Annotated in this window: 32 protein-coding genes; 17 read left to right on the top strand and 15 right to left on the bottom strand. The window is 44.5% G+C overall.

Features of this window, described 5'->3' with window-relative positions; genetic code table 11:
- Positions 1–36 precede the first annotated feature (36 nt).
- Positions 37–414, top strand: coding sequence for a hypothetical protein (locus tag CWI73_RS10135; protein WP_126752679.1), 378 nt, complete (start codon positions 37–39; stop codon positions 412–414).
- A gap of 2 nt (positions 415–416) precedes the next feature.
- Positions 417–758 (top strand): LytR/AlgR family response regulator transcription factor, encoded by a 342-nt coding sequence (locus tag CWI73_RS10130; RefSeq protein ID WP_126752678.1) that lies wholly within the window; start codon positions 417–419, stop codon positions 756–758.
- A 9-nt stretch (positions 759–767) separates the two neighbouring features.
- On the opposite strand, the gene CWI73_RS10125 is transcribed toward CWI73_RS10130, so the two are convergent.
- Both CWI73_RS10125 and CWI73_RS10120 read right to left on the bottom strand, forming a co-directional pair.
- Positions 768–959: a carbon storage regulator gene (locus CWI73_RS10125; protein ID WP_126752677.1), complete on the bottom strand. Its 192-nt coding sequence runs from the start codon at positions 957–959 to the stop codon at positions 768–770.
- A gap of 99 nt (positions 960–1,058) precedes the next feature.
- On the bottom strand, positions 1,059–1,442 hold the full coding sequence (locus CWI73_RS10120) for a DUF3224 domain-containing protein (protein WP_126752676.1): 384 nt from the start codon (positions 1,440–1,442) through the stop codon (positions 1,059–1,061).
- A 46-nt stretch (positions 1,443–1,488) separates the two neighbouring features.
- Between CWI73_RS10120 and CWI73_RS10115 the strand changes: the two genes are divergently transcribed.
- The 3 genes from CWI73_RS10115 (at position 1,489) to CWI73_RS10105 (ending at position 3,658) form a co-directional block, all read left to right on the top strand.
- Positions 1,489–2,355, top strand: a complete 867-nt coding sequence (locus CWI73_RS10115) for a helix-turn-helix transcriptional regulator (protein ID WP_126752675.1) — start codon at positions 1,489–1,491, stop codon at positions 2,353–2,355.
- 25 nt (positions 2,356–2,380) lie between these two features.
- Positions 2,381–2,974: an HAD family hydrolase gene (locus tag CWI73_RS10110; RefSeq protein ID WP_126752674.1), complete on the top strand. Its 594-nt coding sequence runs from the start codon at positions 2,381–2,383 to the stop codon at positions 2,972–2,974.
- Between the two features lie 183 nt (positions 2,975–3,157).
- Positions 3,158–3,658: a flavodoxin family protein gene (locus CWI73_RS10105; protein ID WP_126752673.1), complete on the top strand. Its 501-nt coding sequence runs from the start codon at positions 3,158–3,160 to the stop codon at positions 3,656–3,658.
- A gap of 139 nt (positions 3,659–3,797) precedes the next feature.
- On the opposite strand, the gene CWI73_RS10100 is transcribed toward CWI73_RS10105, so the two are convergent.
- Positions 3,798–5,789 (bottom strand): LTA synthase family protein, encoded by a 1,992-nt coding sequence (locus CWI73_RS10100; RefSeq protein ID WP_126752672.1) that lies wholly within the window; start codon positions 5,787–5,789, stop codon positions 3,798–3,800.
- Positions 5,790–5,898: 109 nt separating this feature from the next.
- Between CWI73_RS10100 and CWI73_RS10095 the strand changes: the two genes are divergently transcribed.
- From CWI73_RS10095 to CWI73_RS10075, 5 genes are read left to right on the top strand one after another with little or no spacing between them, the layout of a single operon-like run.
- A complete protein-coding gene (locus tag CWI73_RS10095; RefSeq protein WP_126752671.1) occupies positions 5,899–6,261 on the top strand; it encodes a diacylglycerol kinase in 363 nt (120 codons plus the stop codon).
- Positions 6,249–6,944, top strand: coding sequence for a phosphatase PAP2 family protein (locus tag CWI73_RS10090; RefSeq protein ID WP_126752670.1), 696 nt, complete (start codon positions 6,249–6,251; stop codon positions 6,942–6,944). The genes CWI73_RS10095 and CWI73_RS10090 overlap by 13 nt, the downstream gene beginning before the upstream one ends.
- On the top strand, positions 6,925–8,484 hold the full coding sequence (locus CWI73_RS10085) for a phosphoethanolamine transferase (protein ID WP_126752669.1): 1,560 nt from the start codon (positions 6,925–6,927) through the stop codon (positions 8,482–8,484). The genes CWI73_RS10090 and CWI73_RS10085 overlap by 20 nt, the downstream gene beginning before the upstream one ends.
- Positions 8,485–8,488: 4 nt before the next feature.
- Entirely contained in the window at positions 8,489–9,154 is a 666-nt protein-coding gene (locus CWI73_RS10080) for a response regulator (protein WP_126752668.1), read from the top strand.
- Positions 9,151–10,530, top strand: a complete 1,380-nt coding sequence (locus CWI73_RS10075; protein ID WP_126752667.1) for an ATP-binding protein — start codon at positions 9,151–9,153, stop codon at positions 10,528–10,530. The genes CWI73_RS10080 and CWI73_RS10075 overlap by 4 nt, the downstream gene beginning before the upstream one ends.
- 113 nt (positions 10,531–10,643) lie before the next feature.
- On the opposite strand, the gene CWI73_RS10070 is transcribed toward CWI73_RS10075, so the two are convergent.
- Genes CWI73_RS10070 through CWI73_RS12510 form a run of 3 tightly spaced genes read right to left on the bottom strand, consistent with a single transcriptional unit; the run spans position 10,644 to position 12,633 of the window.
- Positions 10,644–12,149: a hypothetical protein gene (locus CWI73_RS10070; protein ID WP_126752666.1), complete on the bottom strand. Its 1,506-nt coding sequence runs from the start codon at positions 12,147–12,149 to the stop codon at positions 10,644–10,646.
- Between the two features lie 34 nt (positions 12,150–12,183).
- Positions 12,184–12,417 (bottom strand): hypothetical protein, encoded by a 234-nt coding sequence (locus CWI73_RS10065; protein ID WP_126752665.1) that lies wholly within the window; start codon positions 12,415–12,417, stop codon positions 12,184–12,186.
- Between the two features lie 48 nt (positions 12,418–12,465).
- The gene (locus CWI73_RS12510) at positions 12,466–12,633 is read right to left on the bottom strand and encodes a hypothetical protein (protein ID WP_157980635.1); all 168 of its coding nucleotides are present in this window, start codon (positions 12,631–12,633) and stop codon (positions 12,466–12,468) included.
- Between the two features lie 139 nt (positions 12,634–12,772).
- On the opposite strand from CWI73_RS12510, the gene CWI73_RS10060 reads away from it, so the two are divergent.
- The gene (locus CWI73_RS10060) at positions 12,773–13,000 is read left to right on the top strand and encodes a helix-turn-helix domain-containing protein (protein ID WP_006955914.1); all 228 of its coding nucleotides are present in this window, start codon (positions 12,773–12,775) and stop codon (positions 12,998–13,000) included.
- On the opposite strand, the gene CWI73_RS10055 is transcribed toward CWI73_RS10060, so the two are convergent.
- The 4 genes from CWI73_RS10055 to CWI73_RS10040 form a co-directional block, all read right to left on the bottom strand.
- Entirely contained in the window at positions 12,985–13,614 is a 630-nt protein-coding gene (locus tag CWI73_RS10055; RefSeq protein WP_126752664.1) for a hypothetical protein, read from the bottom strand. The two genes, CWI73_RS10060 and CWI73_RS10055, sit on opposite strands and share 16 nt — an antisense overlap.
- 102 nt (positions 13,615–13,716) lie before the next feature.
- Complete coding sequence (locus CWI73_RS10050; RefSeq protein ID WP_126752663.1) at positions 13,717–14,418, bottom strand: hypothetical protein; 702 nt, start codon at positions 14,416–14,418, stop codon at positions 13,717–13,719.
- Positions 14,419–14,532: 114 nt separating this feature from the next.
- The gene (locus CWI73_RS10045; RefSeq protein WP_126752662.1) at positions 14,533–15,087 is read right to left on the bottom strand and encodes a hypothetical protein; all 555 of its coding nucleotides are present in this window, start codon (positions 15,085–15,087) and stop codon (positions 14,533–14,535) included.
- Positions 15,088–15,141: 54 nt separating this feature from the next.
- Complete coding sequence (locus CWI73_RS10040; protein ID WP_053953341.1) at positions 15,142–15,348, bottom strand: helix-turn-helix transcriptional regulator; 207 nt, start codon at positions 15,346–15,348, stop codon at positions 15,142–15,144.
- 134 nt (positions 15,349–15,482) lie between these two features.
- Here CWI73_RS10040 and radC point away from each other — a divergent pair, with 134 nt between their 5' ends.
- Positions 15,483–15,956 (top strand): RadC family protein, encoded by a 474-nt coding sequence (gene radC, locus CWI73_RS10035; protein ID WP_126752661.1) that lies wholly within the window; start codon positions 15,483–15,485, stop codon positions 15,954–15,956.
- 63 nt (positions 15,957–16,019) lie between these two features.
- On the opposite strand, the gene CWI73_RS10030 is transcribed toward radC, so the two are convergent.
- Together CWI73_RS10030 and CWI73_RS10025 are read right to left on the bottom strand one after the other, a co-directional pair.
- Positions 16,020–16,703 (bottom strand): YagK/YfjJ domain-containing protein, encoded by a 684-nt coding sequence (locus tag CWI73_RS10030; protein WP_126752660.1) that lies wholly within the window; start codon positions 16,701–16,703, stop codon positions 16,020–16,022.
- Between the two features lie 275 nt (positions 16,704–16,978).
- Entirely contained in the window at positions 16,979–18,424 is a 1,446-nt protein-coding gene (locus CWI73_RS10025; protein ID WP_198675180.1) for a helix-turn-helix domain-containing protein, read from the bottom strand.
- A 90-nt stretch (positions 18,425–18,514) separates the two neighbouring features.
- Here CWI73_RS10025 and CWI73_RS10020 point away from each other — a divergent pair, with 90 nt between their 5' ends.
- Entirely contained in the window at positions 18,515–19,573 is a 1,059-nt protein-coding gene (locus CWI73_RS10020) for a hypothetical protein (protein WP_126752658.1), read from the top strand.
- A 205-nt stretch (positions 19,574–19,778) separates the two neighbouring features.
- Here CWI73_RS10020 and CWI73_RS10015 read toward each other — a convergent pair whose 3' ends face one another.
- Positions 19,779–20,330 (bottom strand): 3'-5' exonuclease, encoded by a 552-nt coding sequence (locus tag CWI73_RS10015; protein WP_198675179.1) that lies wholly within the window; start codon positions 20,328–20,330, stop codon positions 19,779–19,781.
- 218 nt (positions 20,331–20,548) lie between these two features.
- On the opposite strand from CWI73_RS10015, the gene CWI73_RS10010 reads away from it, so the two are divergent.
- The 3 genes from CWI73_RS10010 (at position 20,549) to CWI73_RS10000 (ending at position 23,350) form a co-directional block, all read left to right on the top strand.
- On the top strand, positions 20,549–20,845 hold the full coding sequence (locus CWI73_RS10010; RefSeq protein ID WP_126752656.1) for a hypothetical protein: 297 nt from the start codon (positions 20,549–20,551) through the stop codon (positions 20,843–20,845).
- A 110-nt stretch (positions 20,846–20,955) separates the two neighbouring features.
- Positions 20,956–22,824 (top strand): DUF885 domain-containing protein, encoded by a 1,869-nt coding sequence (locus CWI73_RS10005; protein ID WP_126752655.1) that lies wholly within the window; start codon positions 20,956–20,958, stop codon positions 22,822–22,824.
- A gap of 82 nt (positions 22,825–22,906) precedes the next feature.
- A complete protein-coding gene (locus CWI73_RS10000; RefSeq protein ID WP_058578620.1) occupies positions 22,907–23,350 on the top strand; it encodes a YaiI/YqxD family protein in 444 nt (147 codons plus the stop codon).
- Positions 23,351–23,356: 6 nt separating this feature from the next.
- Here the strand turns inward: CWI73_RS10000 and CWI73_RS09995 are convergent, their stop codons facing one another.
- Positions 23,357–23,635: a peptidylprolyl isomerase gene (locus CWI73_RS09995; protein ID WP_126752654.1), complete on the bottom strand. Its 279-nt coding sequence runs from the start codon at positions 23,633–23,635 to the stop codon at positions 23,357–23,359.
- Between the two features lie 113 nt (positions 23,636–23,748).
- On the opposite strand from CWI73_RS09995, the gene CWI73_RS09990 reads away from it, so the two are divergent.
- Positions 23,749–24,426 carry a DNA-3-methyladenine glycosylase I gene (locus CWI73_RS09990; RefSeq protein ID WP_126752653.1) on the top strand — a complete coding sequence of 226 codons (678 nt, stop codon included), beginning with the start codon at positions 23,749–23,751 and terminating at the stop codon, positions 24,424–24,426.
- On the opposite strand, the gene upp is transcribed toward CWI73_RS09990, so the two are convergent.
- Positions 24,423–25,052, bottom strand: a complete 630-nt coding sequence (gene upp, locus CWI73_RS09985; protein ID WP_126752652.1) for a uracil phosphoribosyltransferase — start codon at positions 25,050–25,052, stop codon at positions 24,423–24,425. The genes CWI73_RS09990 and upp overlap by 4 nt on opposite strands.
- Positions 25,053–25,066 lie beyond the last annotated feature (14 nt).

Here is a 25,066-nt window from a genome sequence, read left to right as displayed (position 1 = left end):
GCTGCAGTTAATTAACTGTCATTTAGGAGACTAATTATGTCGAACGTAACGGTGGTACACACCAAATCAGAATTAGAGCGAGCAATCGAAAGGCAAGATAAAACTATTGCTGTAAAAAGCGCTTCGTTGGCTGATGACGTGAGAACGGTCAAGGCAGCATCATCGGGTGCCTTTGCATTAGCCGTTGGCTCTGCAGGTGTTTTCGCCACGAACTTTTGGAATCCACTAGGGTGGGGCTCCGGCATTATCGGCACGTTATCAACTGGCTCACTGATCACAGCAATTATAGCGATTGGACTCAGCACGACGTTGCTATTCGCTATTTACAACGACTACTCGATAAAAGGGCGAACATCGATACGAATGGCCGGTGGTAATAGCATTGATGCTGACTTGGTCATGGAGAGGGACTAGATATGGGTAGCATGAGACGAAACATTATCGCTGTTAAAACGCGCCCGGGTGAGGTTCGCTTTATTGCTGTTGCATCAATCGAACGTGTAGAGGCGTTTGGTAATTACGTGAAGATCTACTTTGGCAACGAGCGTGTGCTGCATCGAGCAACGCTTTCGGATATGGAAGACATACTGGATGATAGGTTCATTCGTATTCATCGAAGCCACATCGTAAAGCGTGACCATCTGCGAAAGCTTTTATCAGAGCTCGGTCGATACCAGGAAGTCGAGTTGGCTGACGAAACAGTACTGCCGCTAGGTGGTAACTATAAGCGCCAGCTGATGCTCGAACTTGGTTTGTAGCGAGTAAGCTCAGGGTGAACTCACTCTGGGCTTATTTTTTGTCTTAGGTGCCTGCGTGACGGCGTCGTCTCGCATAATGACGACGTCTGCTGGCGCGTCGATACCAAGCTTTACCTCGCCATCTTTTACCTTACAGACGGTAATCATTACGTCGTTGCCTATTGTTAGCTTTTCGGATGCCCTGCGGCTTAGAATTAGCATGTTGAAGTCCTTTTCCATTATGAATAAATGTCCCTACGTGCAAAACATAATATCACCATTAGAAAAGCTTCATAGCTTGAACCTTAGTCCGCTTGTCGCTCAAAGCGGACCTTTAATTTGATAGTCTGCTTGACCATTCTCTTTCGAACGAAAGAAGCCCTCATAACCAATAAGTGTCTTATCATGACTGCTTTCGACAACAGTGAACTTGCTGGTTGCAATACCGTTGTTGAAACAACCATTGTGTTGTAAAACGATAACCTCTAATTCATTTGGGGTATTTATGGAAATTGTTTCGAAGCCAACAAAATCAGCATTACCGCTAGTGTCATAACAGAGTTGATACGTCAGTTCACTCTCTCCTGACAAGCTTCCAGTATAGGATTGTCTGACGTTAGCGCGGCTTAGTTTCGTACCATTAGCAAGCTCCTTTTCTACCGATTCCTGCCAACTGGTTATTTCAAACGTTCCTGTGAGCTCCATAATATTATCCTCCAGTATTTCTGCTTAAGTGGTATTCAACACTACCATGATCCGTGTTACTGGTATTGTAAAAGTGCGACATAGGATTTTAAGGGGAACTTCAGGCTTGAAAATTAATCGTTCTAGAATCACTGGTGTATTGCACCAAAAAGAAAGCCAGCAGTTTTACAGTTTGCGCCGTTACTATCCCAAGTTTGAATTAACTGATTTTATCGATCAGTTTTGGTTAGTCGACTGGAACCTCCCTGCAAATAAAACACACACGCAAAGGAACCTTCCCGATCCCAACTTTCATCTTGTCATTAGTAATGACAGCGTTAAGGTAGTGGGACCGGTCACCAAAGTTTACAATTACATGATGTCCGGAAAAGACAGAATTATAGGTGTTAAGTTTTCGCTCGGAGCTCTTCAGCATGTTCTCTCGTTACCGCATGTTGAATACGTCGATAAGGAAATTGATGCTAGCAAGATTTTTGGAGAGCGCCTCACAGAGGCACTAGCTAGCTTGTTGGTTATAAAGAGCGATGCGTTAATTTGTGAAATTCTCGAGAAAAGACTTACACCACATAAGACGTCAGTTTGCGACTCTCAGCAGTCTGTACAAAAACTGGTTAGTTTGATTAAAGACGAACAGTCGATTGTTAAAGTGTCTCAGTTGAGTGAGCGTGCTGAACTATCACCGCGAATGATACAACGGTACTTCAGAAAACATATTGGGTTAAGTGCAAAGTGGCTAATAAGAAAATATCGCCTTCACAGAGTGCTTGAACGCCTTGACGCAGGAGAAGTAAATATCCTTGATGTTTCTATGGAACTTGAATACACAGACCAGTCCCATCTTATTCGCGATTTCAAACAAATAATAGGTGTGACGCCTAACGGCTATGCAGAAAATCGGCATAAGCATGACTAAACCCTGAAAGCTACGAGATAAAAGTATGGATATCGCCCTATTCGATTTTGATGGCACGATCACAAACTGCGATACCTTCACCCCATTCGTAAAGGCGGCCATACCTCGCAAAAGAATGCGTGTTGGGAAGATCCTGTTAACTCCTTTTATCATTGCTCACAAATACAGTTTGTTGTCATCATCCTATATTCGGCAAAAAGTAGTTCGAGTTGGCTTTAAAAATTTACCGGTATTGGATATAGCCGAATTAGGCCACAAACATGCTGAATCATTTATCCCGAACGTTTTACGTCCTGAAGCCATCGAGCGCTTAAATTGGCATAAAGCGCGTGGTGACCGGATACTCATTGTTTCGGCTTCGCTTGCGGTTTATCTCGGACCGTGGTGTGAAAAGATGGGCTTTGAACTGTGCGGAGTCAATCTTGAGGAAAGAGAAGGTCTGCTGACTGGTCATTATCTGGATGGTGACTGTACCGGTAGAAAAAAAGTCGAAAGAATCCGAGCATTAATTAACCTAGATGAATTTGAACACATTTATGCATACGGTGATACGGCAGAAGATATTGAGATGCTTGATTTAGCAGATAGTAAATTTTTCAATTGGGAAAAGGTTAGTTAGTAGATCTTCGTCATACATTGCGAATTCAGTCCGCTTTGAGCGAGAAGCGGAAGTTCTTTTCCATCGCATACTAAAATTCAAGCCGTTTCAATAGATTTGCAGCAGACAAATGCGTCGTCTAGTATCAGGTTTTCCTAATCTGATTTTGGCAGTTATTAAGAGTGTAACGCAATAGGGGCTTTAATGAAGATAGCAGTCATACTAGGAAGTTCGCGTTCGGACGGAAATACCCGACAGCTCACTGATAAATTTGTAGCGCAAACCAATGCTGTCTTCTTTAACTTAGCGGATTACAAAATATCAGCTTACGATTATACGCACGAAAATAAAGGCGACGACTTTTTACCACTTATTCGTGAACTAGTTAAATTTGATCATCTAGTGTTTTCCTCACCCGTTTATTGGTATTCAATGTCAGCACTACTAAAGACTTTCTTCGATCGTTTGTCAGATCTTTTAACTGTGAACAAAGAGCTTGGTCGGCAGCTAAAAGGCAAGTCATGTTCAGTCTTGTCAACGGGCTTCGACATTGAATTGCCTCAGTGTTTTGCGCAGCCATTTGAACTGACTGCTAACTACATGCATTTGGTTTACAAAGGTTGTGACTATATTTCCATACAATCGGAATCAGACTTGTTGAACGTAAATAGATGTGTGACTGAAGCTTTAAAAAAGCTAAATTAAAACGGATTCGTAAAGTATTCATTAACAGTATAAGCGGCAACAGGCACTAACCGGACTGTCAGCTTTGAGCGAAAAGCGGACCAACTACAGCCCCAGTAGTAGCCGCGCATTCGCTCAATTACTAATTTCTAGCTAGGATCTATTCGTTAGAAAGCTTAGTTAAACTTTCTGGGACAAAATATGCTCGGTGTTGATATAGCCAAGAAGGCAATAATGCATGAGCTAGTGCCTCATTACGCAACTGCTGACTGATGTTTTGGTCAGCCACAAAGTCGCTCTCATCGAAGTCATAGTGACCGGTTTTATCCTCTCCAGGAGTTAAAATCGCTACTCCTTTGGGTGTCATCCATGCGTAGTTATTACCAAATTGCATCATGGCACGATTAGCCGGTGGCACGTTATCATTCGAAATGTCCTGGCCTATCGCCGGGGTCCAAGCTGAAACGCCTGCAAGCGAGATAACCGTAGGCATTAAGTCAATCTGACTGGTAATTTCATCAATCTCTTTGGGTTGAATAGAGCCACCCAGAATGAGTCCTGGAATACGAAACTTTTGGATCGGAACTAACTCGTTTCCATAGACGCGCGTATCGTGATCAGCGACAATCAAAAAAATCGTATTTTCCCAGTAATCACTCGCCTTTGCTTTGTTGATAAACTTACCCAGCGCAAAGTCAGCATATTTGACAGCGTTTTCTACCGAGTTCTTGGGCGCAGAATAGAGCTCGACTTCATCGTCTGGAAACTCAAATGGTTCGTGGTTTGATGAGGTAAACACCAAGCTAAAGAAGGGAGCTCCCTTTTTAGTTAGCATCTCAAACCTTTTATGAGCGGTATTAAACAGGTCCTCATCGCTCGCTCCCCAGCTACCGACAAACTTGGGGTTATCAATGTCACTCTGACCAAGAATAGACTGAAAACCATTACTTGCGAAAAAACTTCCCATGTTGTCAAAGTGGGTTTCACCACCATAAATAAACTCAGTGAAGTATCCCTCACGCGACAACAGGTCAGCAGCGGTATAAAAATTTTGCTGAGACAGTGAAAGTTTCACGGTACTTCTTCCCGGTGTGGGTAAGAAGCTTGAAATAACCGCCTCAATACCACGAACTGACCGAGTGCCAGTTGCGTAAAGCTGCTGAAACCACCACCCTTCCTTACTAAGTCGCTTTAGGTTTGGTGTGACATTAATCCCACCGAGATCTTCAACAAAAGTCGCACCTAAACTTTCCTCCAAGATAACGACAATATTTTTGGGTTTGTCGAAGCTCCGGGAAGCTTTATTAAAGTGCACTGTGGGGTATTCGTCAGATGGAAATGCCTTGCCTGCTAAGTGTGGCTGGCTTTTAACTATGTTAAGAATTTTCTCTAAACTGGCATCACCGTATATACGAGAGGCATTTTCCTCGTGCCTCATGCTGTAAATTGCGTATTCAAGCGAATAGGCCGAACTGATAACTAAACTATTCACCAAAGCATCCGATGTCACCGCAAAAAATGCTGGGTTCGCCGGGCGATGCGCTAACGTTGACCGCACACCGGCAAAAACAATTACCATCAAAAGCGGCCAAACAATAAGCGCCCTGCCAGTGTATTGTTTATGACCATAAGTTGTCTGGTTCAGTCGCTTAGCAAGCTTACCGAGTCCGAATAAGCAAATACCCAACACTACCGCGGTCAAAAGTAACCAGACTTTAAACCCTCCCCAAAGGGTGCTTAACACTTCCCTCGGGTACTCTAAATACTCAACAAACAGACGGTTAGGTCGCAAGTCGTATTGCATAACAAAGGCGGGCGTTGAGACCTCCATAAACGTGATATAGGTGATAGCAATAATCAACCAAACGCTTTGAACTGTTTGCCAAGCCCTCACACCCCAGCGATTTAAAAATAATGGCGCGAATAGCAATAAAGGTAGCGTCAGATAACCCATCTGAACGATGTCTGCTCTGAGGCCCATTAACATCAAGTAACTGAGCTCTCCTGCCTCAGTTACGCGTTCAAACTGCCATATAAATAATAGTAAGCGACTAACACTCAGGATAATTAGACCCAGCGAAAAACCCGCTATAAGCGTCCGGTATTGGAATAGCGACGACTTCAGTTCTTTTAATAAAGGTGTATTGCTCATTAGTAGCCCAACTTAGCTCTGATAATGAACGCGATACTAAAGAACGAACCTTAAGCTGAACTTAATATTGACTGTTTACTATGCAGTTTTTATTTCTCAAGAGGTGACTATGAAACCAGGAAAAACTGGCATAGCCCGAATCATCGATGCAACGCAATATTCCATGAAAGGGCTCAGAGCGGCGTGGTGTTTTGAAGCAGCTTTTCGACAAGAGGTACTTTTATTGTTGGTGTTGCTGCCAGTTTTAGTGATAGCAGAGCTTGAGCTGTCAGAGCGGTTGCTACTGCTTATGTCATTGCTTGGTTTACTTATTACAGAGCTACTAAACTCCGCCATTGAAGCGGTTGTCGACCGCATTGGCTCCGACTATCACGAGCTCAGCGGTCGAGCAAAAGATATCGCCTCAGCTGCAGTATTCATTGCTATCTGTCAGTTCATCATCGTTTGGGTAGCTGTGTTATGGCCGCTTTAGAGTCCATGACGGTTTGGAGGCGTTGGACACGTGTTTTGGTGGTTTTTGTGGCTCTATTACTGGTCGTAGAATTTTTAGAGCTTAAGTTTTTAGTGGCCAATACGTTATACCAGCTCGAAGGAGGACAGTGGTCTTTACGGCACCATTTTATCACTGAAACGATTCTTCATGACGGTATACGGAAGCTTAATCTCGCATTTGTAGTGTTTGTCCTATTCCTAACCGTGACTCAGTTCTTACCAACCAAAAGGGACAGCAAGCGGCGCCGGTATGTCTTGTTACTCTTATCGGTTTTGTTGTCTTTTGGTTTAGTGAATTACCTCAAGGCGATGCTTGGTATGGACTGTCCCTGGGACTTGCAGTTATACGGAGGAGCCAAACCATATATCAGCTTATGGTCGTTCAACGACACGCATTTTGGGTCGGGTCGGTGCTTTCCTTCGGGACATTCAAGTATTGGCTTTGCCTGGATTGCTCTGTACTTTTTCTGGCGTAAAAGCAGACCTTTTCTTGCGAGAGCTTCGCTGACTCTCTCACTCTTTTGCGGCTTTGTACTTGGAGGTGTTCAACAGCTGCGGGGTGCGCACTTCTTTATTGATGACATAACAACAGCATTCATCTGTTGGAGCGTTTCTTTATTTATCTTTCATATAGGTGAGCAATATGCATCGACTCACGCTTAATTTTCCAGCTTTATTAATACTCGTTGCGGCTTGGCTTGCTCTTGCATATTCGGGTCCTCTTTTGAGTGCGTTGAATGAATACGGGGTTCATGGGTTCACGCAAGTCAAACTAATGGTGTTCATTGCTTTTTTCTATACTATTGCGCTCGCCATCAGCCGATGCGTTAATGCTTTCAAGCCATTCGCAATATTGTTGTTTGTTCTCGCTACTCCTGCACTTTTTTACATGTCGGAATATGGCATTATCATTGATGCAGATATGATAATTAATGCCATTGAGACCGATACGGCTGAGGCTCGTGACCAACTTTCGTGGAGTTTTTTTGAAACCTTTATAACACTTGGTGTTATCCCTTCGTTATTGCTGACGTATATAAAACTCCCGCCTTCCAGTGCGGCAACAAAAATAAAACAAGGCATTGTAGCGGCGACTTGCTTTTCCGTATTAGCGGTCGGTATCGCTTACACCAGTTATGACGACTTCGCTTCTTTATTTCGCAACCATCGAGATGTGAAGTACAGAATCGCTCCTTTCAACGTCATATCAGCAACCGTCTCGGCTTTGAAACGAAAATTAGAGACCCCAACTCAATTTATAAGATTAGGGCAAGATGCCTTTCAGGTAAGTACGTCTGAAAAACCGAGAGTCATGGTAATCGTTTTGGGTGAGACAGCGCGGGCGGACCATTTTTCACTCAACAATTATCCTCGACCTACAACACCCTCACTGAATGAGCTCATGGCATCTGAGCCAATCTTCAGCTATAAACATGCAATATCGTGTGGAACAGCAACGGCTATTTCAGTGCCGTGCATGTTTAGTTTTTTAACAGCTGATAATTACTCGGATGTTGCTAGAAACTCGAGTAATGTATTAGATGTTTTAGAAACTGCCGGTATTAATGCAACATGGATAGAAAATAACTCTGGCTGCAAAGATGTCTGTAATCGAATTAAAACCGTCAAAATGAGCGAGTCCCGATGTGGGGAGTTGGAATGCTATGATGTAGATATGCTCGAACAACTCAAATCTTGGTTAAGCAATTTGCATCAGGACTCAATTATTGTGCTTCATCAAATGGGAAGTCACGGGCCTGCCTATTACGAACGGTCGCCTAACGAAATGAAACGGTTTTTACCCGAATGTAAAAGCCAAGAGCTGTCGGATTGTTCTGTGGACGAAATTACTAATGCATATGACAACAGTCTGCTCGTAACCGATGAACTTGTAAGTCAGGTAATAAAGCTATTGAAAAGCCATACTGAGCTCGACAGCAGTATGATGTATGTATCTGACCACGGTGAATCACTAGGGGATAACGGTATCTATCTGCATGGCTTGCCTAACTGGATAGCTCCAGAAGAACAGCGTCACATACCCTGGATAGTATGGCCGTCCGACGAATTTAATGTAAGTAAACACGAAACGGGCGCTACTATCAGTCATGATAATTTTTCGCATACGATCCTGGGCTACTTTAATGTTGAAGCCTCTGTTTACAACGAACACCTTGACTTAACTAAACCTGATGGACGGTAGGCACATGCGTTTGCTACTCCTAGAAGATGATAAGCATTTGGCTGAGGGAATAATCAAGGGTCTAGGCCGAATGGGATACCTGGTTGAACTAGCGACAAACTTGTCTGAAGCTGAGAGCGCCCTTAGGACAGATAAATTTGACCTTGCAATATTTGATCTCGGACTGCCCGATGGAAATGCCGTACCACTGATTAAAAAGTTAAGGAAAGCAGGCCAAGAAATCCCGATTCTCGTACTTACAGCGTGGGATGATATTGATACTAAAGTACTGGCATTAAACGAAGGCGCCAACGACTATGTGGTTAAGCCTTTTGAATTACGCGAATTAGAAGCGCGTATTCGAGTGCAGGTTCGCAAAGCAAACCAACACTTAAACGATATTATAACCTGTGGGCAACTGAATATTGACCTTTCATCACAGGAATGCCGTTTTCGTGACAAAATGATTAATTTAACTCGGCTTGAGTGGTTGTTACTGAAACAGTTAGCGCTACACAAAGGAAAAATAGTGAGTAAAGAGCAATTAGCGAATGCATGCTATGGCTGGGGAGGCGAACATGAGAGTAATTCGTTGGAAGTACACATTCACCATTTACGCAAGAAAATCGATGGCAATCTTATCTCAACGATAAGAGGCCTAGGTTATCGCTTACAAGATGCGTCATCATGAGCCTGTGGTCACTTCGTCGCTCATTGGTTGTTGGCATCAACTTAGCCGTGGTTACTGTACTTGCCGTCACGGCTTGGGCGAGTTACAGAGATATTCTGCATGAGCTGGATGAGGTTTTTGATGCACAACTTGCTCAGACCGCAAAGTCGCTCGCAACGTTTTATGCGCCCGCTAAAAATAAACTGTCTGTCACTCAAGTAATTCCGATATCGCAATATGATGATACCGGAGAGGATAGCTCCACTGAAGAAAAAGGTCCCAGCGGCCATAAATACGAGTCTAAGATTGGCTATCAAATTTACAATGTCGACGGTAATTTGCTGGCTTCAACAAACCAGACTCAACCACTAAACCTTAAAGGTTTACAGGCGGGTTACCATACATTAAAGGGTGACAATATCACCTGGTTTACCTTTAGCTACTTCGAGGAATCTAAAAATATATGGGTTCATACTTTTCAGCGTCAGGATGTCAGAGGTGAACTAAGTGGCTACTTAGCCTCAGAGCAACTATACCCACTATTATTAATGTGGGTTCCAATTAGTCTAATAATACTCCTCATCGTTTATATCGTCCTGAAACCCGTAAACCGTTTTGCTGCTGACCTAAGAGCTAGGGAGTTTAATAATTTATCGCCAGTTGAGTCAGAGCTACCTAATGAGTTGGCTCCGATCCGGCAAGCATTAAATCGATTATTGCATCAACTGAAGATGTTTTCGGAACGCGAAAAACGGTTTATCGCTGATGCCTCCCATGAACTGCGCACCCCGCTAAGTGCAATCCAGGTACATGCTGAGAACGTTATTTCCGCTGATTCACTTGGCGATGCCAAGCACTCTGGCAAGTCAATTTTTTACTCCGTGGAGCGAATGTCACGCCTCGTTAATCAACTATTGTTGTTGAACCGGCTTGATAGCCTAAACTTTACTGAAAAGTTTGAGGAAGTTGAAATCAGTAAGTTGGTCTCTTTGGCGCTAAATAACTTACCAATTAATAAAGTGGAAAATCACCAGTGGCACATTGATGTTTCCTCTATTCGAATAATTTGCGACGAAACTCTTATCGTTAGCGCTTTAACCAACCTGTTGTCCAATGCAATGAAATTTTCGCCGAAAAATTCGAAAATACAGATAGTCGCGACCGAGGCGGCTAATAGAGTCATTATCAAGGTTGCTGATGAAGGCAAGGGCGTCCCTGAAGAAATACTTGAGCGCTTGGGAGAGCGTTTCTATCGACTTCAAGAGCATAGTGGTGTATCAGGATCTGGTTTAGGCCTGTCGATTACACATAAGATAGTGCAACTGCACCATGGAAAAATTTCATTCAACAATGCCTACACCACAGGCCTTGAAGTACATATAGAGTTACCTAAGTGAAACTTTGGAGAATTGAGCGTATTTTACTGTTGGTCCCCCTAACGATTAATATCATGAGATTCTAACGTCCGCTCTTGGCACATAGCGGCCCTTTGGCCGCTATGAAATGTCTATTACTCACACTCCGACCATTCAGTCTCACCAATGTCCTTACACTCGACCTCAGACGTCCCATCAGGGAATGTTGTCTTACGTCGCCAGGTTGGCCCTTCTGGTGATGTGTAGACTCGTTGAGTATCGACTAGGTTCTCACCATCCATCACGCGAGTGCGTGTTTCAACGGATGCGAACGTTTCCAGAAGCGTGGCGGCATCATACTCTTCAGACATGCTGAACTCATACGACGTTGCGTCAGCCAGAATTGAGTCTATGTTCAATTCAGTTTTACGCTCTTGGAAGTCTTTCATGTAATCAAACTGCGTAAACGCGCCAGCATCGTTGTCGTACCGCAAGGTATAGGTGTAGCTCTCGCCCAGGTTTTGGTCTTGGTTCGTAAGATGACTAACAGTGATGCGCTTTGAGCGGATATCGATGCAGCTGTCGTCGTTGTTAGTGATTTCCACCTTTTCGGTTTCAGTCGCATCGGTGTTGGCGATGTATTCAAAAATATCAGCCGTGTTGCAGGTTTCATTGAAGTACGCGACTTCAACGGATGCGTCACCGATGGTTTTGAACGATGAACGTCGATTGTACGTATAAATGACGTCAAAGCGTTGTTCAAAGTCATCGCTTACAATTTGTGTCTTAGCGCTGACACGGGCATTGTCTGACCATTCACCGTCAGCCGTATCGGATGCCGGGGTAAAGATGTATTCTTCACGCACCCAATCCTCACCGTCTTTCAGATAGCTAATCAGCGGCACTGCGTTGGGGCTTTCATCGGTAATGGCTTTCGTCTCTGCCAGAGACATCTTGAGGCCTTTCACGATTTTCTGAGCCAAGTTATAGGCATCAGTATCACCGGAATCGACGAAGTCACTATAAATGGTCTCTTGCGAGATGTTGTAGTCTTCAACGATTTTAGCCAGTGTCTGGTCCATGCGGTCCTTGAACTGTGAAATCAGCTCGTTGTTATTAAGGAGCTGTTCACACGCCAAAACAGGGTCAGCGTTACCGTCTTCTAACGCAAAGTCATTCTGAAAGGTCTCCCACAGAATGGAGGTTAGCGGTGTGATGTTGGCACTGTCGAACGCATCTTCGTTAATCGGTGGAAGCGTCATGGTGTAAGCTTCTTCGACTTCACCTAAGTCCTCATCGATGGCTCCAACGGGTACGTCAACAACGATAGGTGCAAAGGTGATGCACTCCTCGACACTCTCATCAATGTCGGTTAACTCCAGTTTGTAGTCACCGGCATCAGTCGATTCGCCATTAGGCTCACCGTCATCCAGTTGGCCGTTGCCATTGATATCTACGAATACTGTGGCCCCCTTAACGTAACCATCAATCACTTTACCGCTGATAGTAGGGCCGCTGGCCGTATTGTCACCACCGCCATTATCACCGCCACCACTGCCAGTGTCAGGTGGTGTCGTTGTATCCGGTGAATCACTTCCACCGCCGCAAGCTGTTAATGCAAGCACTGTCGTTAGTGCGAGTGCTAATTGTGTTAACTTCATAATGTATCCTTCACGCTTATTCCATTCGCTTTCGCTATTTTCGAAGTTGCTCGTCGGTGTAACCGCGAGACTTGAGGATTTGGCGAGCGACGGCTTTGTCTTTTGAGTCAACCGTTGAGGCCCAAGAGCTGTCTTTCACCATTTTGAGAAGCTCCGAGTCGCTTTTTCGCTTTAGTTTACTTAAGCGATTGCTGACGTCCTTCGTCTGCTTTGTGCCTTCGGACAGCGCCTTCTTGCCTAAATCAAATATTGCGTCCCAAAATCCCATGACCGTATTCCTAATAAAAAAAGCGGAGTGAGTGCTCCGCTGTACTATTTACTCATCATCAACTTTGCCATCACCATCACAGTAAGGGCATTCAATCCGTACACGTGAGTCGCCTCCACAGGTGGGGCAGTTTTCTGGATGAGGACCGCCGCCGTAATCCAGTGGACAAGGAATCTCACCGCGACCTCGACATTCGGGACAGTTAACTTGTGACACTTTATTTCTCCTTTTTAGATTAGTGAGCCTAAAAAGCATCTCAATGTTTACTATATGAGTCAATAGGTAGCTTATAGAGCGTTATTAGTTCCTCGTCTTGGTGTCAAGATTAACCAAATCCCAAACCGTGTGAACGTCAATGGACATCAAGGCTGCATTTGGAAAAGCGGTAAAGTTGAGAAGAGTAGAAATAGATCTGTCACAGGAAGATATGGCAAATAGCGCTGGGATGGCGCGCTCGTTCATCTCTAAAGTCGAGCGGGGCGATGCAAATCCCTCTGTGACTTCAGTAAAGAAAATTGCTGATACATTAGGGGTGTTACCCTCAGATCTGTGGTTAAAAGCTGAGGGCTACCTATCAAAATAATGTATCGGATTTAACGCAACTAGTTTTTGATAATCAAGTTCATGCTGCTTTTGCAGCTCACGCTCATAGTCATCCCAAACGTAGCCAGGGGCAGTAAGGCAACAGCGCTCGTAGCTCTCGTCAACAGCGCCCCTTAATATTGCCATCCAGCGGTGATTGTCTAACCCTAGCTCCGTTCTCGGCAGCCTCTCGTGAACGGAGCGCTTACAAGAAAATGCGTTCAAAAGGATTTTTTGCCGAGTGAAGGCTAGAAAAAACACGTACTCAAGCCTCTCGTTATCATAGGTATCTTTAAAGTGGCTCCATAGTGCGGGGTCATCCGAGTCAATGGGATACTTGCTTAAACGAAGGTAAGTCAATGCCGTTACGAAAGCGGTATCGACTAACTGTTCGTAGTCCTCTACCCAGCGACATTTTCTTAGGGTGATTGCATAATCGACCGCCACCTGAATGGCGTCGGCTTCGAATAGTCCGTGGCTAATGCACCGACTTCTTTGGTTTACCTCTTCGCATACTGCTGAAAGCTTATCCATGTTTACCGGCAGTGCGCGGTGTCTGTGCAGCCGGTGGTGAATCTCCTGCAATTGGGCAGGGGTGAACGTATGGATCCACATAATTGTCTCCAAATGGTTTGTGTTTGAATTTTAAGGGGTTAGGCAGGGGGGGAAGCTGACTCTAATATGGAATCAGCTTCGGACTGTTAATTATCGTATCCTTTAGCCGTCCTCGTTTTCATTATTCTTCGGTGCTTTGTCTACGTCAGTGACGTTGAGTTGCTCCGCAATGGTGGAAGCATCGTTTGGTGCAATGCGTTTATTAGACGTGATATTTATTTGCCCCTCGTTCAGTTGGACATAGCTGTTGAGATATTTTTTAAGCGAGCTAATGCCAATCTGGGTATGCAATCCCTTGATGACTTTATCTATTCGCGTGGCAGAGGAGGTTGCAATCGCTTCGATGAATAAAGGATAAATAGTATCTGGCATGTAATATCCGTGGGACTTCAGATATACGGTTACTACTCGGGCCAGGTATTGATAAAAGCGCTCAGCTGACTCTGCCTCTTGGGGCGCCAGCTGGGCAGCTTGATAGGTAAACGACGCAATGTAAACAAACGGGTCTGGCGCGTGGGTAGCCGCGATTAAGTGCCATCGTGTTACGGGCTCAAACTGATTATTAGCTATTCGTTCACAATCACCATCCCAGTCTGACGGATTAAGTGAGTGTTTTACGGCGTCCAAAAGTTCTTTCGTGATTGGTGTGACATTGAGCTCTGCTATCGCAACGCCTGCTCTGTAAGCTTCATTTAACCGGACTTGAATCATTTCTTTTGATGCGTGGTCATAGACTGAAACGCAAGGCATGTATGTGCGGCGAAATCCTGTATCGACATAGCCTTCTTGAGGATCGAATATCAAAACGTTACTCCTTGTTTTGGGTAGACTGGAGTAATCGAATTGATAATTAGTGGTGGTTAATTACCCCAGTACGAAAGGGTGACACTACTTGGTTACTTTATTAGATTCAACGGGTTAGTCGTTAACGTAGTTGTCCCACTGAACGCCTTTGCATCCTGATACAGTGAAACTTTCTCTTAAGCTCCTTAAACCCGTTATAAGCGGTCCAAAACGAATCGGTGAGTGAATCAACCGCTTTGTCATTTCAAGCGCGTCACCTGCTGTTAACGGCTCCTTTGAATTGCTTATGATGGTCTTGGCGTGCTCTAACATGAGTCGTGGTGCAAACTTATCGACCGTTGTCCATTCGTCCCGCATGACGTTGAACAATATCTGGTCATTGCCTTTCATGGGGATGCCATACTGATTCAAAAATAGCAGGCACACAGCAAATGCAGTTTCTGCGGCACGGTTGGTATCCTCTGTCCACTCGGTGTGTGCTAAGCGAATAGCGTACTCAGCAGCAATTGAGAATATCGAGTCTAAGTTAACGGTGTAATCAAAATACTCACGGTCAATGGTGCTGCATATATCGACAAGCTGAGCAAAGTTGGGCTGGTGTTTCGCTTCGCGGTGCATCCCCTTGTGTATTTTGACGATGTCCATGGGTTTGATTAGGCGTAAAATCATAATGGTCTCCGATTGATAAGTGGCGGCGAGCTGCCGCCATTGAGAAATGCAGGGTTAGCAGTTCATGTCTGGAATGGCGTCGCCGCGTTGGTCTGCAATGCGTTGCATAATCCACTCGTCGACTTCTGAGTCTATCCAGGCGACATTTTTGCCAAGGATTTTGACCGGCTTTGGAAATGTGCCTTCGTTAATCATTTTGTAGATTGATGTGGTGCCCAAGCCTATGCGCTCTTTAACTTCTTTTAAGCGTAAGAATCTCATTGTTATTTCCTCTGATTGGTTTGTCTCAGAGGATTCACAGGGGCTGTAACGAATAACCATGAAAAACGAAACCACTGGATTTCAGGCCTATATCACGCACGTGCATTCAAGAATCGAAAACATGGAGACACAAAATGCACGAGCAAAATGCTGAGTATGTAACGAATGGGCCTATGACTGAGGTTGATGTGCTGAACAAAGCGTCTGAGATCCTCGAGACGAAGTTTTTGAAGGGGGACGGCTTTACCAGCCCATCTGCTGCAAAAGACTTCCTGAGATACAAGCTGGCGCACCAAAAACGTGAAGTGTTCGCTGTCATGCTGATGGACTCACAGCATCGGCTAATTGAGTACAAGGAGTTGTTCTTTGGGACGATTAACGCGGCTCCTGTATATCCCCGTGAGGTGATGAAGGAAGTGCTTCAGCAAAACGCTGCAGCCATCATCCTGGCGCACAATCATCCATCGGGTGTGACAGAACCATCGGAGGCTGACAAGCGTGTGACGACGCGTATCAAGGACGCGCTCAATCACATAGACGTCCCCGTGCTTGACCACATCGTAGTAGGCCAAGACACGGTTTCGTTTGCTGAAAGGGGATTATTGTAGTTGCACTGTCACTAAGCACGTAGAAGAGGTTGTCCCTGGGCCTTTTCTACGTTGCTTGGTGCCTTATGCTCGCGCTTTATTTTTTGCATTGCTGCTGTAAAACGACTGACGCTTACCCTGGTACTTGGTCGTGCCTTCTTTGCATAGGTAGCTGAAGTGCAGGAATGCGTCTCTGTGTACTGGGTCGTCAGTACTGAGTGGTCCTTGCAATACCCTAAACACGGGCGTCGATGTGTGAAGGAGCGCTACGGGCGAGTCAGCTGATAACCCATGCGTCTTGAGCCATGCTTGTCGGATAATCTGACCCAGCTTAGTAGGGTCTTCATGGCTTAAGTTACCGACCGGATACAGCGTGTCTTTGTTGGTGAATAGTACGACGTGGTAGTGCTCTAATTCGCACTCCTCAGTCTGTTCAACCTTAGCAAGGTATTCGACGTCCGTTGGATAAACACGTTTGCTACGGCGGTTTAGGGACTTTTGATAGCTTGCAATGCCTGCCTTAACTCGCTCTATAAACTCCGTAATCGGATTACGCTGCAGGTAAGGGTTCGTATGAGCCGGTAGATGCAAGTCAAACTTTACTGCCAGTACTCGCTTATGGTTCTGGAGCACTCTATCCATGACCGTATGTAAGCGGTCTAGAAACGGCAGGATGTATGGTGCATTAGCAGTGTGTAAATCAAAGCCCGCATATTCAGCATCGTAATGTAGCGTGTGATTATGGTTATTGGTGTTACGTTTTCTCATTTCAGACCTCTTGATCGTTATTGATTCATAAGAGATCTGATCCTGTAATCTTTAACCATGAGTCAGGCGGTAAGCTTAGCGGCTTACCTGTCACTGGCTAAGCATTGGTTACTAGACGTACCAATGAATGATGCACTGATTGATAATAGTGAAGGGTGTATATATTACTATTACCAACAGGTGCTTAGTAAGCGATTCACGTTCATTTGGTTACTATTGCAATGAGAAACACTTGGCCTGTCATAAGTAAAAATTCTGATAATTTAGAATACTGATTAGAGAATCGGTCGTTTGAGTCTGAAGTTGCCGTTTTCGGGAAGTGGGATCACAAACAGTGTATGCTCTCTGTGGTAAGAATAATCCGCTGGTAGAAGGCATGTAGCTGCTCGTCTTTGCTGATTGTTTAGAGAGCTAACGATATCAACGTCTTGAATAGGATTTGCACGAGCCATCGCAGCTGCAATACTGAAACAAAAAGTGGTCCAATCAAATATCGGGTTATCAAAATTATCTGCTTTATGCCAGACCATCTCGGGTATAAGTTGAGAGTGCTTTAAAACAAAACGCACTTCCTTCATTATGCTACGCAATTTGATGACATCCTGATGGGCTGGGTTTGACACATCCAATTTGAGCTCTTTCAAATGCTCATATCCTATATTTGCATACGGCTTTTCAGTGACCTTTTTAGGCTTCAAACTCTCAATGAAACGCAGTGCATTACTCACTGAAAATGGCTCTTTTCCTTCACTAAGGGAAAGTCTTTTAATCAATGACTTTGTAATCGCATAAAGCTCTTTGTTAGCTAGAGGATAAATATGCGTTGGTTCCGATAATCCATGTGTGATTGACAAGTTAAGTGAGCATGCGGACTCGACGATTCTGTCATCAAAAAATGAATCAAATTCCAGAGATACGGAAGGCAAGATTCTCTCTAATTGAAATTTTAGTTGATACGGTTTAACACAGCTCGCTTCGAACAAATGGTAGCTGAAAACAGGGAAGCTCGGGCAGCTAATTAGAGCTGGATGAGCAATGTTTATTTGATACGATGATGCCGAAAAACCAAGTCTTGATGAGTGGGGATGTTGATGCTGATAAACTCTAATAACTAGTTTATGCTTTACTAATTGATCAATATATCGTCGCACTTGGCTCCGACTCAAACCGCTTATCTTACCTAACCTGCTATAGCCAGCTTCAACAACGAACGCATTGTCCGTGTGGCTAAACATACTGCAAAACAGGTGAATCATTTTATATTTATCCGTTGACGATAAGCTACTGAAAAAGTCGTGAGCTTCCTCCGCAACCTCTCTACTAGTGCGAGAGTTATAATGGCGTTTGAGCATGTCGGTTGTTGAGGTGACATTTAATTGACCGTCGAATGCAGCTCCCCATAACTCATTATACAACTGATCTTCAAAAGGCCACTTTGAAGCTTCTGTACTCACAAGTTTATCGTGCGTACTAGTTGATATCTGTAAACTCCTTTTGCCTCTGATACCCGACGACAAGAATTCTTTCGTCAGAATACCCTGACTGATTAACTTAGTGATTCCTTTTTCAATGAGCCACTTTGGCAAAAACAAACGACTTTCAAGCTCCTTCGCTGAAAGGCACGTGGCTTCAAATCCAATGGCGCTAATGAAGCGGGAAATTACGATCGACGAGTGACAACCTAGTTTTGACGAATCAATATTTAGTGATGTGCTATGCATAAAAAGCCTAATTAGTGAGCCAGCTATAATAGCACAGTAATTACGCTGCATTAAAGTTAATTTATTTTGTAAGCTTGACGTCAATGATTGATGGCATCCATTTATTCATGTAATGTCGGTGGAAATAAATTTTTTACACTGATATTTCGTAATTTGACTATGCAAAGGAAAGAAAACCGAGGGCGAAAGAAGGAGAGCTTTGAAAAATGGCTCAACCGCCCTAGCGATAATGGGAATACTCACAAAGACGAAATTGTGCGAGCACATTGTATTCAGCAACTGCCGAAATCAGTGCGAGAAGCAGCGAGTCAACTCACCACGCCAGAATTATACAAGCGAGCTTTACATTCGGTTCCGATGGGAGAGGCTAAGTTTCTTGATGAGTTAAAAGTTAAGTTTCGACATTCAAGGCCTAAAAAGCAAAGGATGTTCGGGGAGCTTGTTAATTACATACCAACTCAAGTGAAGATTCCCAAATCCGTGGTTAAAGCTATGGACCAGTACATCAGTAGAAAAGAAAACATCAATAACCGTTCGGAGCTATTTGTTAAAGCATTCCAAAATTTGCAGAAGTTGGATAAGGATCTTAAGTTTTATTACAAAGAATGGGAAGCAGACGTTGAGCGTAATTTTAAGACTAGGGTAGAGAAAGAAATTGACAAGAAAGAACGAAAAATCAGTAAGTTAATGGACGATAATGAAAGTTTGAAGTCTGAGCTAGCTAGTCATAAGAAGGTCATACAGCGTTGTGAATCCCTGATGCTTGTAGAGTTAGAAGGCTTGTATTCGAGGTTAGATAGTTACGAGGAATTGTTTGACCGTCACAGTATAGATTATGCCGAGCTTAGAAAGCCTGGACCAAAGCTGTCAAGGCGCGCTCACGCTGAAATGAAGCACCTTAAAAGTAGAATACGAGAGCTTCGAATCGAAGGTAAGAAGGCTGAGCCCGAAGAGGCCAGTAGCTCGGGACTTGTTGACCGGGCTGATTCATCAAAGACAAGGCTTAAACCTAGAAAATCACAAACGATACCTAAAGATTTGAGGGAAGCGATGCGAGATACAGATAAGGCTAAGCCCGACTGTAACCCTCAAGCAAAAGGAGAAGGTGTTATGACCAACTCTGAGACTCAAGGTAAGACGGATAAGTAATTAAGGCCATTTGCATCGAGGTAAGTATCGACAGTTAATTGGATAGCATAGGTGGTTTAATTGGTGGGTTAACTTAAAAAACAAAAATTTTCATCTTTTTAAATCTATGATAAATAACCGATATTTATTGTTATTCAACATTAAGATCCAAAACATCGAATAATGTGTTTTGACGTAGCCTGCGGTTATTACCGCAGGTGCGATCTCATAGTTCAGTAAACCTAAGCAATCGAGCAATATTTAACGCATCATCAATACCTCGGTGATGCGTGCCTTCAAAAGACAAACCATGATAGTTAAGGGCATTGGCTAAACCAGCGCTACGACTGTTTACTTTCCCCTGACGCCACTGTTGTTTGATATTAATGTGCGGCAGCGCGAAAAACTCAGGCACTAGGCTATGACGTTTTTGTTCTGCGCTAATTTGGTTTTTATCGTAATTCCCCCATGATCCCCAAGCCTCTAACTTATAGTCCTTTAACCATAGGTCTATTTGAGGGACGACACTTTGGTAAACAGCAGCCGCGTCAACATCACTTTGCGTAATACTTGTCAGCTGTGTACAAAACTCACTGAGGTTAGGGTGCAATTGCGGACACACCATGAATGAACGACAGTCTATTACAGTGCCATTGTCTTCCGCGACAGCACAGCCGAATTCGATAATTTCCATATCGTCGACTGTTTGCTTTCGGTCTAAACCTTCAACGTTGCCGTCCCAGCAAGTGGCTTCAAGGTCGACTATTAGAATAACCATTTTTGAACTCACAATATTTGGATTCTTTTCTCTTGGCCTGTAAACGACTTTTCTTGTAGTTATTAAGATATATAAATAATAGTGAATTTTATATTTGGAAAGGAATTTATGTATAGGAAATGCAGTTTTTTATACATAATGGGCAGAATATAAGTAGTGCGTCCCGCTAGTTTTTCTTTGCAATGCACAACATAGTTTGGTCGACGAGAAAACTCCTTATGCGAAAAATTGATAAAAAAATAGAACGAGAAATCATCCGCGAGCTGACTCGGGTGTGTGAAGAGGCCAAATTTGACTATCAAGGCTTTATTTGGCTGACGCACGACGTGAATTACCAACGCTTTCCGCAGAGTTTAAAGGTAACTCTGGTATTCAATGAGCAAGTCAATGAAGCGGTTATGCTGTCTGAGTTTGGCCAATTAATTCCGATCGTTCAGGCTGCGCTGGAACCCATTATTGGTGGTATGCTGCCAGCTAAACAAATTGAAGCTTGTCGGGAACATACACTGCAATAACTGAAAATGCTCGTCATTTGGCGTTGCAATTTCCCTTACGACCGTCTCTGCATTGACATCCTGCGCTGCAACCGTTATCAAGATAAACAAAACAACAGGGGAACACACACATGTTTGAATATAAGAAAATTGCGCTGGCGGTATCGCTGGTGCTCATGACAACTGCATGCTCAGACGCTGCAAAAGACAGCACAACAAATAAAGCAGCAGAGACGCAAACAGCGAGCGCTGAGAACACCAACCAACAGTCAGAGCAAACCGAATCTGAAAAGGCAAATAAGCTGTTCGAAGACATTTTCATGGAAAATGTCATGCGCAGCCCAATGTATCAGTCTTACTTGGGTATTAAAGACGACCAGGATAAGTGGGATGACATTTCTGACGAGCAAGCCAAAGAAGACTTGGCGCTAACCAAAAAACATTTAGAGCAAGTTAAAGCCATTGACGAATCAAAGCTTAATGAGCAAACCAAAATTAGCTGGATGCTGATGAAGCAAAAGCTCGAAAATGAGATTGCTGATTTTAAATGGCGCCATCACAACTATCCGGTCAACCAAATGTTTGGTTTGCACTCAAGCGTGGCATCACTGCTGATTAACCAACACCGCATTAGCAGCGTGGATGACGCGCAAGACTATATTTCTCGCTTAAATGGCTTACCGGAATTGTTTGAACAGTTAGCAGAAAACCTGGAGTTGAGAGCTGAAAAAGGCATTATCGCCCCTAAATTTGTTTACCCATACGTTATTAGTGACAGCAAAAATATTATTACCGGTGCGCCGTTTGACGATGGCGAAGCCAGTGCACTGTGGGGCGACTTCACCAGCAAACTGGATAAGTTGGAAATCGACGAAAGCCAGCGTGAACAGCTGCTCGCAGACGCTAAAAAAGCGATGTTAGAGTCAGTGAAACCAGCTTACGAAAACTTAATTACTGCGGTAGAGGGCATTGCTGAACAAGCTACAACAAACGACGGTGCCTGGAAGTTCCCGGACGGTGAAGCGTTCTACAATAACGCGTTACAACGAACCACCACGACTGACTTAACCGCAGAAGAAATCCACGAAATCGGTCTAAGCGAAATGGAGCGTATCCATGAAGAAATGCGCGCCATTATGGAAGAAGTTGGTTTTGAGGGCACGCTGCAAGAGTTTTTTGTCCACATGCGCAACAGTGACGAGTTTATCTATCCAAACACGGAAGAAGGTCGCCAGCGTTATCTGGATGAAGCAACGGCCTACATCGATAACATGCGTGAACGCTTGGATGAGTTGTTCATCAATAAGCCAAAAGCGGGTCTTATCGTGAAGGCGGTTGAACCGTTCCGCGAAAAGTCTGCGGGTAAGGCGTTTTACCAACAACCGTCAATGGACGGCTCACGTCCAGGCACTTACTATGCCAACTTGTACGATATGGAGGCTATGCCAACGTATCAAATGGAAGCGCTGGCTTACCACGAAGGTATTCCTGGTCACCATATGCAAATTGCGATTCAGCAAGAGCTTGAAGGTATTCCTAAGTTCCGCCGCTTCGGTCGCTACACCGCCTACAGCGAGGGTTGGGGACTGTATACCGAAAAGCTGCCGAAAGAAATTGGCTTATATAAAGATCCATATTCAGACTTTGGTCGCCTAGCAATGGAGTTATGGCGTGCGGTGCGTTTGGTCGTGGATACCGGTATTCACGACAAGAAGTGGACGCGCGAAGAGGGTATCGATTTCTACGTGACCAATACCCCAAATGCCAAATCTGATGCAGTGAAGATGGTCGAGCGTCATATTGTTATGCCAGGTCAGGCAACGGCTTACAAAATTGGTATGAACAAAATTCTGGAACTGCGTGAAAAAGCGAAGTCAGAACTTGGTGATAAGTTTGATATTCGCGAGTTCCATGACGTAGTGCTTGGCAGTGGTCCAGTACCACTTAACATACTTGAGCAGTTCGTTAATGATTATATTAGCGAGAAAAAGAGCGCATAGTCGCAAACGTTAAGCTCATTTTAAGCAGGCACCATCGATATGCGGTGGTGCCTTTTTTCGTTAGGAAGTCACTATGACCACAATCACAATTTGGGTGGATGCCGATGCCTGTCCAACGGTTATAAAGGATATTTTGTATCGTGCGGCAGAACGCAAACAACTGCCGCTGGTATTAGTAGCGAATCAGCCACTGCGGGTACCGCCGTCTAAATTTATTCGGACGATGCAAGTGTCAGCTGGGTTTGACGTTGCAGATGACGCCATTGCCGAACAATGCCAGCCGGGTGATTTAGTTATTACTGCGGATATACCGTTGGCAGCGGATGTTATTAAAAAGGGTGGGCAGGCACTGAGCCCACGGGGTGAGCTTTTTACAAAAAGTAATATTGGTTCACGCCTTAATATGCGTGACTTTATGGATACCATGCGTAGTAGCGGCGAACACACCGGTGGTCCGCCGCCCTTGCACCAGCGCGATCGCATGGCTTTTGCGAACGAGCTGGATAAAATTCTGGCGCGTGTTTAAGCAGCTTTAGCTGCGGGAAAGCGTTTTAATTAAATGCCAGCCAAAAGCCGTTTTCACCGGTCCATGCACTTCCAGCGTGGGCTTGCCGAAAACGACTTTGTCGAAAGCCGGTACCATTTCTCCGCGGCGAAACTCACCCAAGTCGCCGCCCTTTTTACCCGAAGGGCAAAGTGAATGTTTGCGCGCTAAATCTGCGAACTTGGCGCCGCCAGCCAATTTCTTTTTCAGGTCTTCTGCTTCTTCTTTAGTTTTCACTAATATGTGTACTGCTTGCGCTCGTGCCATGTCGGACTCCTCTATTTATTAACTGTATTTTACCTAAATTTGCATCATGAGCCGAATAGAATCATTATTTGGCTCAAAATGTGAGCCGAATAGCGAGGCTGGAGTAAACCAGAATGACTGACATTATCGACTTTTCAGTATTTTATGACCGCGCCTGTGAGCGTAAGGGTGGAGAAGCAGCAATGCGCTCCATGTTACCCGAGGTGGTAAGCGATAAAGAACTAGCAAAAATTACTGATGACAGAGTCCTTTCGTTAATGACCCGTTGTATCTTCCGGGCAGGTTTCGTATGGCAGATTATTGACCGCAAGTGGCCACAGTTTGAAGAAGCCTTCAGTGGTTTTGTACCGCTTTACTGGCAGCAAGTGCCACCGGAGCGACTAGAAGAGCTGGCGCAAGACGAACGTATTGTGCGTAATTTTCAAAAAATAATAACCGTACCTGTTAACGCCCGAATGATTGTAGAGGTTTCTGAAGAGCATGGGAGCTTTGGTAAGTTTTTGGCTAGCTGGCCGCATGATGACCAAGTTGGGTTATTGATTTTCTTAAAGAAAAATGGTGCACGTTTAGGTGGTAACACGGGTCAGTATTTATTGCGCATGTTGGGCTGGGATGGCTTTGTTTGCGCAAGCGATGTGCTCACTGCGCTACGGAACTACAATTTATTAGATGCCTCACCGACAAGTCAAAAAGGTCTTAAGCAAATACAAACAGCTATTAACCACTGGCACCAGGAAACAGGACTGCCGCGCAGCCATATTTCCCGGATATTGTCATACAGCGTTGGTTAACGCGTACCAAAGATTCTGTCGCCGGCATCCCCCAAACCAGGGATAATATAGCCGTTTTCGTTGAGCTTCTCGTCTAACGCTGCGGTGAATATACGCACGTCAGGGTGTTTCGCTAAAACAGCTTCTACGCCCTCGGGTGCTGCGACTAACACGAGTACACGGATATCTTTACAGCCTTTGGTTTTCAGCATGTCCAATGTTGCTATCATACTGCCACCGGTTGCCAGCATCGGGTCGATGACGAGCGAAATACGCTGGTCGAGACTGCCAACAAACTTATCAAAATAACTGACCGGCTCTAAGGTTTCTTCGTTGCGGTATAGGCCGACCACACTGACTTTGGCGTTGGGTATTAAGTCGAGAACGCCGTCCAACATGCCAATACCCGCTCTTAAAATAGGCACGACAGTCACTTTTTTGCCTTTTAACTGTTCGACTTCTATGGCTTCACCGCTCCAACCGTCAATAGTGGTCGTTTCTAAGGCAAAGTCACTGGTTGCTTCATAGGTCAGTAGGCTGCCAACTTCGTTGGAAAGCTCGCGAAAACTTTTGGTTGATATACCCGACTTACGCATTAAGCCGAGTTTATGCTGCACCAGAGGGTGCTTGATGACTTCTAATCCCATGGTTTGTGTTCCTA

Origin of the sequence: Idiomarina piscisalsi, assembly GCF_003987095.1 — a bacterium.
In the GTDB taxonomy this organism is placed as follows: Bacteria; Pseudomonadota; Gammaproteobacteria; order Enterobacterales; family Alteromonadaceae; genus Idiomarina; species Idiomarina piscisalsi.
Note: the sequence above shows the minus strand (reverse complement) of the source record. Positions and strands in the feature narration are given on the sequence as shown.

Coding starts and splice junctions, on each gene's coding strand:
- CWI73_RS10135 (WP_126752679.1), top strand. CDS start 37: ATGTCGAACGTAACGGTGGTACACACCAAATCAGAATTAGAGCGAGCA.
- CWI73_RS10130 (WP_126752678.1), top strand. CDS start 417: ATGGGTAGCATGAGACGAAACATTATCGCTGTTAAAACGCGCCCGGGT.
- CWI73_RS10125 (WP_126752677.1), bottom strand. CDS start 959: ATGCTAATTCTAAGCCGCAGGGCATCCGAAAAGCTAACAATAGGCAAC.
- CWI73_RS10120 (WP_126752676.1), bottom strand. CDS start 1,442: ATGGAGCTCACAGGAACGTTTGAAATAACCAGTTGGCAGGAATCGGTA.
- CWI73_RS10115 (WP_126752675.1), top strand. CDS start 1,489: ATGATCCGTGTTACTGGTATTGTAAAAGTGCGACATAGGATTTTAAGG.
- CWI73_RS10110 (WP_126752674.1), top strand. CDS start 2,381: ATGGATATCGCCCTATTCGATTTTGATGGCACGATCACAAACTGCGAT.
- CWI73_RS10105 (WP_126752673.1), top strand. CDS start 3,158: ATGAAGATAGCAGTCATACTAGGAAGTTCGCGTTCGGACGGAAATACC.
- CWI73_RS10100 (WP_126752672.1), bottom strand. CDS start 5,789: ATGAGCAATACACCTTTATTAAAAGAACTGAAGTCGTCGCTATTCCAA.
- CWI73_RS10095 (WP_126752671.1), top strand. CDS start 5,899: ATGAAACCAGGAAAAACTGGCATAGCCCGAATCATCGATGCAACGCAA.
- CWI73_RS10090 (WP_126752670.1), top strand. CDS start 6,249: ATGGCCGCTTTAGAGTCCATGACGGTTTGGAGGCGTTGGACACGTGTT.
- CWI73_RS10085 (WP_126752669.1), top strand. CDS start 6,925: ATGCATCGACTCACGCTTAATTTTCCAGCTTTATTAATACTCGTTGCG.
- CWI73_RS10080 (WP_126752668.1), top strand. CDS start 8,489: ATGCGTTTGCTACTCCTAGAAGATGATAAGCATTTGGCTGAGGGAATA.
- CWI73_RS10075 (WP_126752667.1), top strand. CDS start 9,151: ATGAGCCTGTGGTCACTTCGTCGCTCATTGGTTGTTGGCATCAACTTA.
- CWI73_RS10070 (WP_126752666.1), bottom strand. CDS start 12,149: ATGAAGTTAACACAATTAGCACTCGCACTAACGACAGTGCTTGCATTA.
- CWI73_RS10065 (WP_126752665.1), bottom strand. CDS start 12,417: ATGGGATTTTGGGACGCAATATTTGATTTAGGCAAGAAGGCGCTGTCC.
- CWI73_RS10060 (WP_006955914.1), top strand. CDS start 12,773: ATGGACATCAAGGCTGCATTTGGAAAAGCGGTAAAGTTGAGAAGAGTA.
- CWI73_RS10055 (WP_126752664.1), bottom strand. CDS start 13,614: ATGTGGATCCATACGTTCACCCCTGCCCAATTGCAGGAGATTCACCAC.
- CWI73_RS10045 (WP_126752662.1), bottom strand. CDS start 15,087: ATGATTTTACGCCTAATCAAACCCATGGACATCGTCAAAATACACAAG.
- CWI73_RS10040 (WP_053953341.1), bottom strand. CDS start 15,348: ATGAGATTCTTACGCTTAAAAGAAGTTAAAGAGCGCATAGGCTTGGGC.
- radC (WP_126752661.1), top strand. CDS start 15,483: ATGCACGAGCAAAATGCTGAGTATGTAACGAATGGGCCTATGACTGAG.
- CWI73_RS10030 (WP_126752660.1), bottom strand. CDS start 16,703: ATGAGAAAACGTAACACCAATAACCATAATCACACGCTACATTACGAT.
- CWI73_RS10025 (WP_198675180.1), bottom strand. CDS start 18,424: ATGCATAGCACATCACTAAATATTGATTCGTCAAAACTAGGTTGTCAC.
- CWI73_RS10020 (WP_126752658.1), top strand. CDS start 18,515: ATGGCATCCATTTATTCATGTAATGTCGGTGGAAATAAATTTTTTACA.
- CWI73_RS10015 (WP_198675179.1), bottom strand. CDS start 20,330: ATGGTTATTCTAATAGTCGACCTTGAAGCCACTTGCTGGGACGGCAAC.
- CWI73_RS10010 (WP_126752656.1), top strand. CDS start 20,549: ATGCGAAAAATTGATAAAAAAATAGAACGAGAAATCATCCGCGAGCTG.
- CWI73_RS10005 (WP_126752655.1), top strand. CDS start 20,956: ATGTTTGAATATAAGAAAATTGCGCTGGCGGTATCGCTGGTGCTCATG.
- CWI73_RS09995 (WP_126752654.1), bottom strand. CDS start 23,635: ATGGCACGAGCGCAAGCAGTACACATATTAGTGAAAACTAAAGAAGAA.
- CWI73_RS09990 (WP_126752653.1), top strand. CDS start 23,749: ATGACTGACATTATCGACTTTTCAGTATTTTATGACCGCGCCTGTGAG.
- upp (WP_126752652.1), bottom strand. CDS start 25,052: ATGGGATTAGAAGTCATCAAGCACCCTCTGGTGCAGCATAAACTCGGC.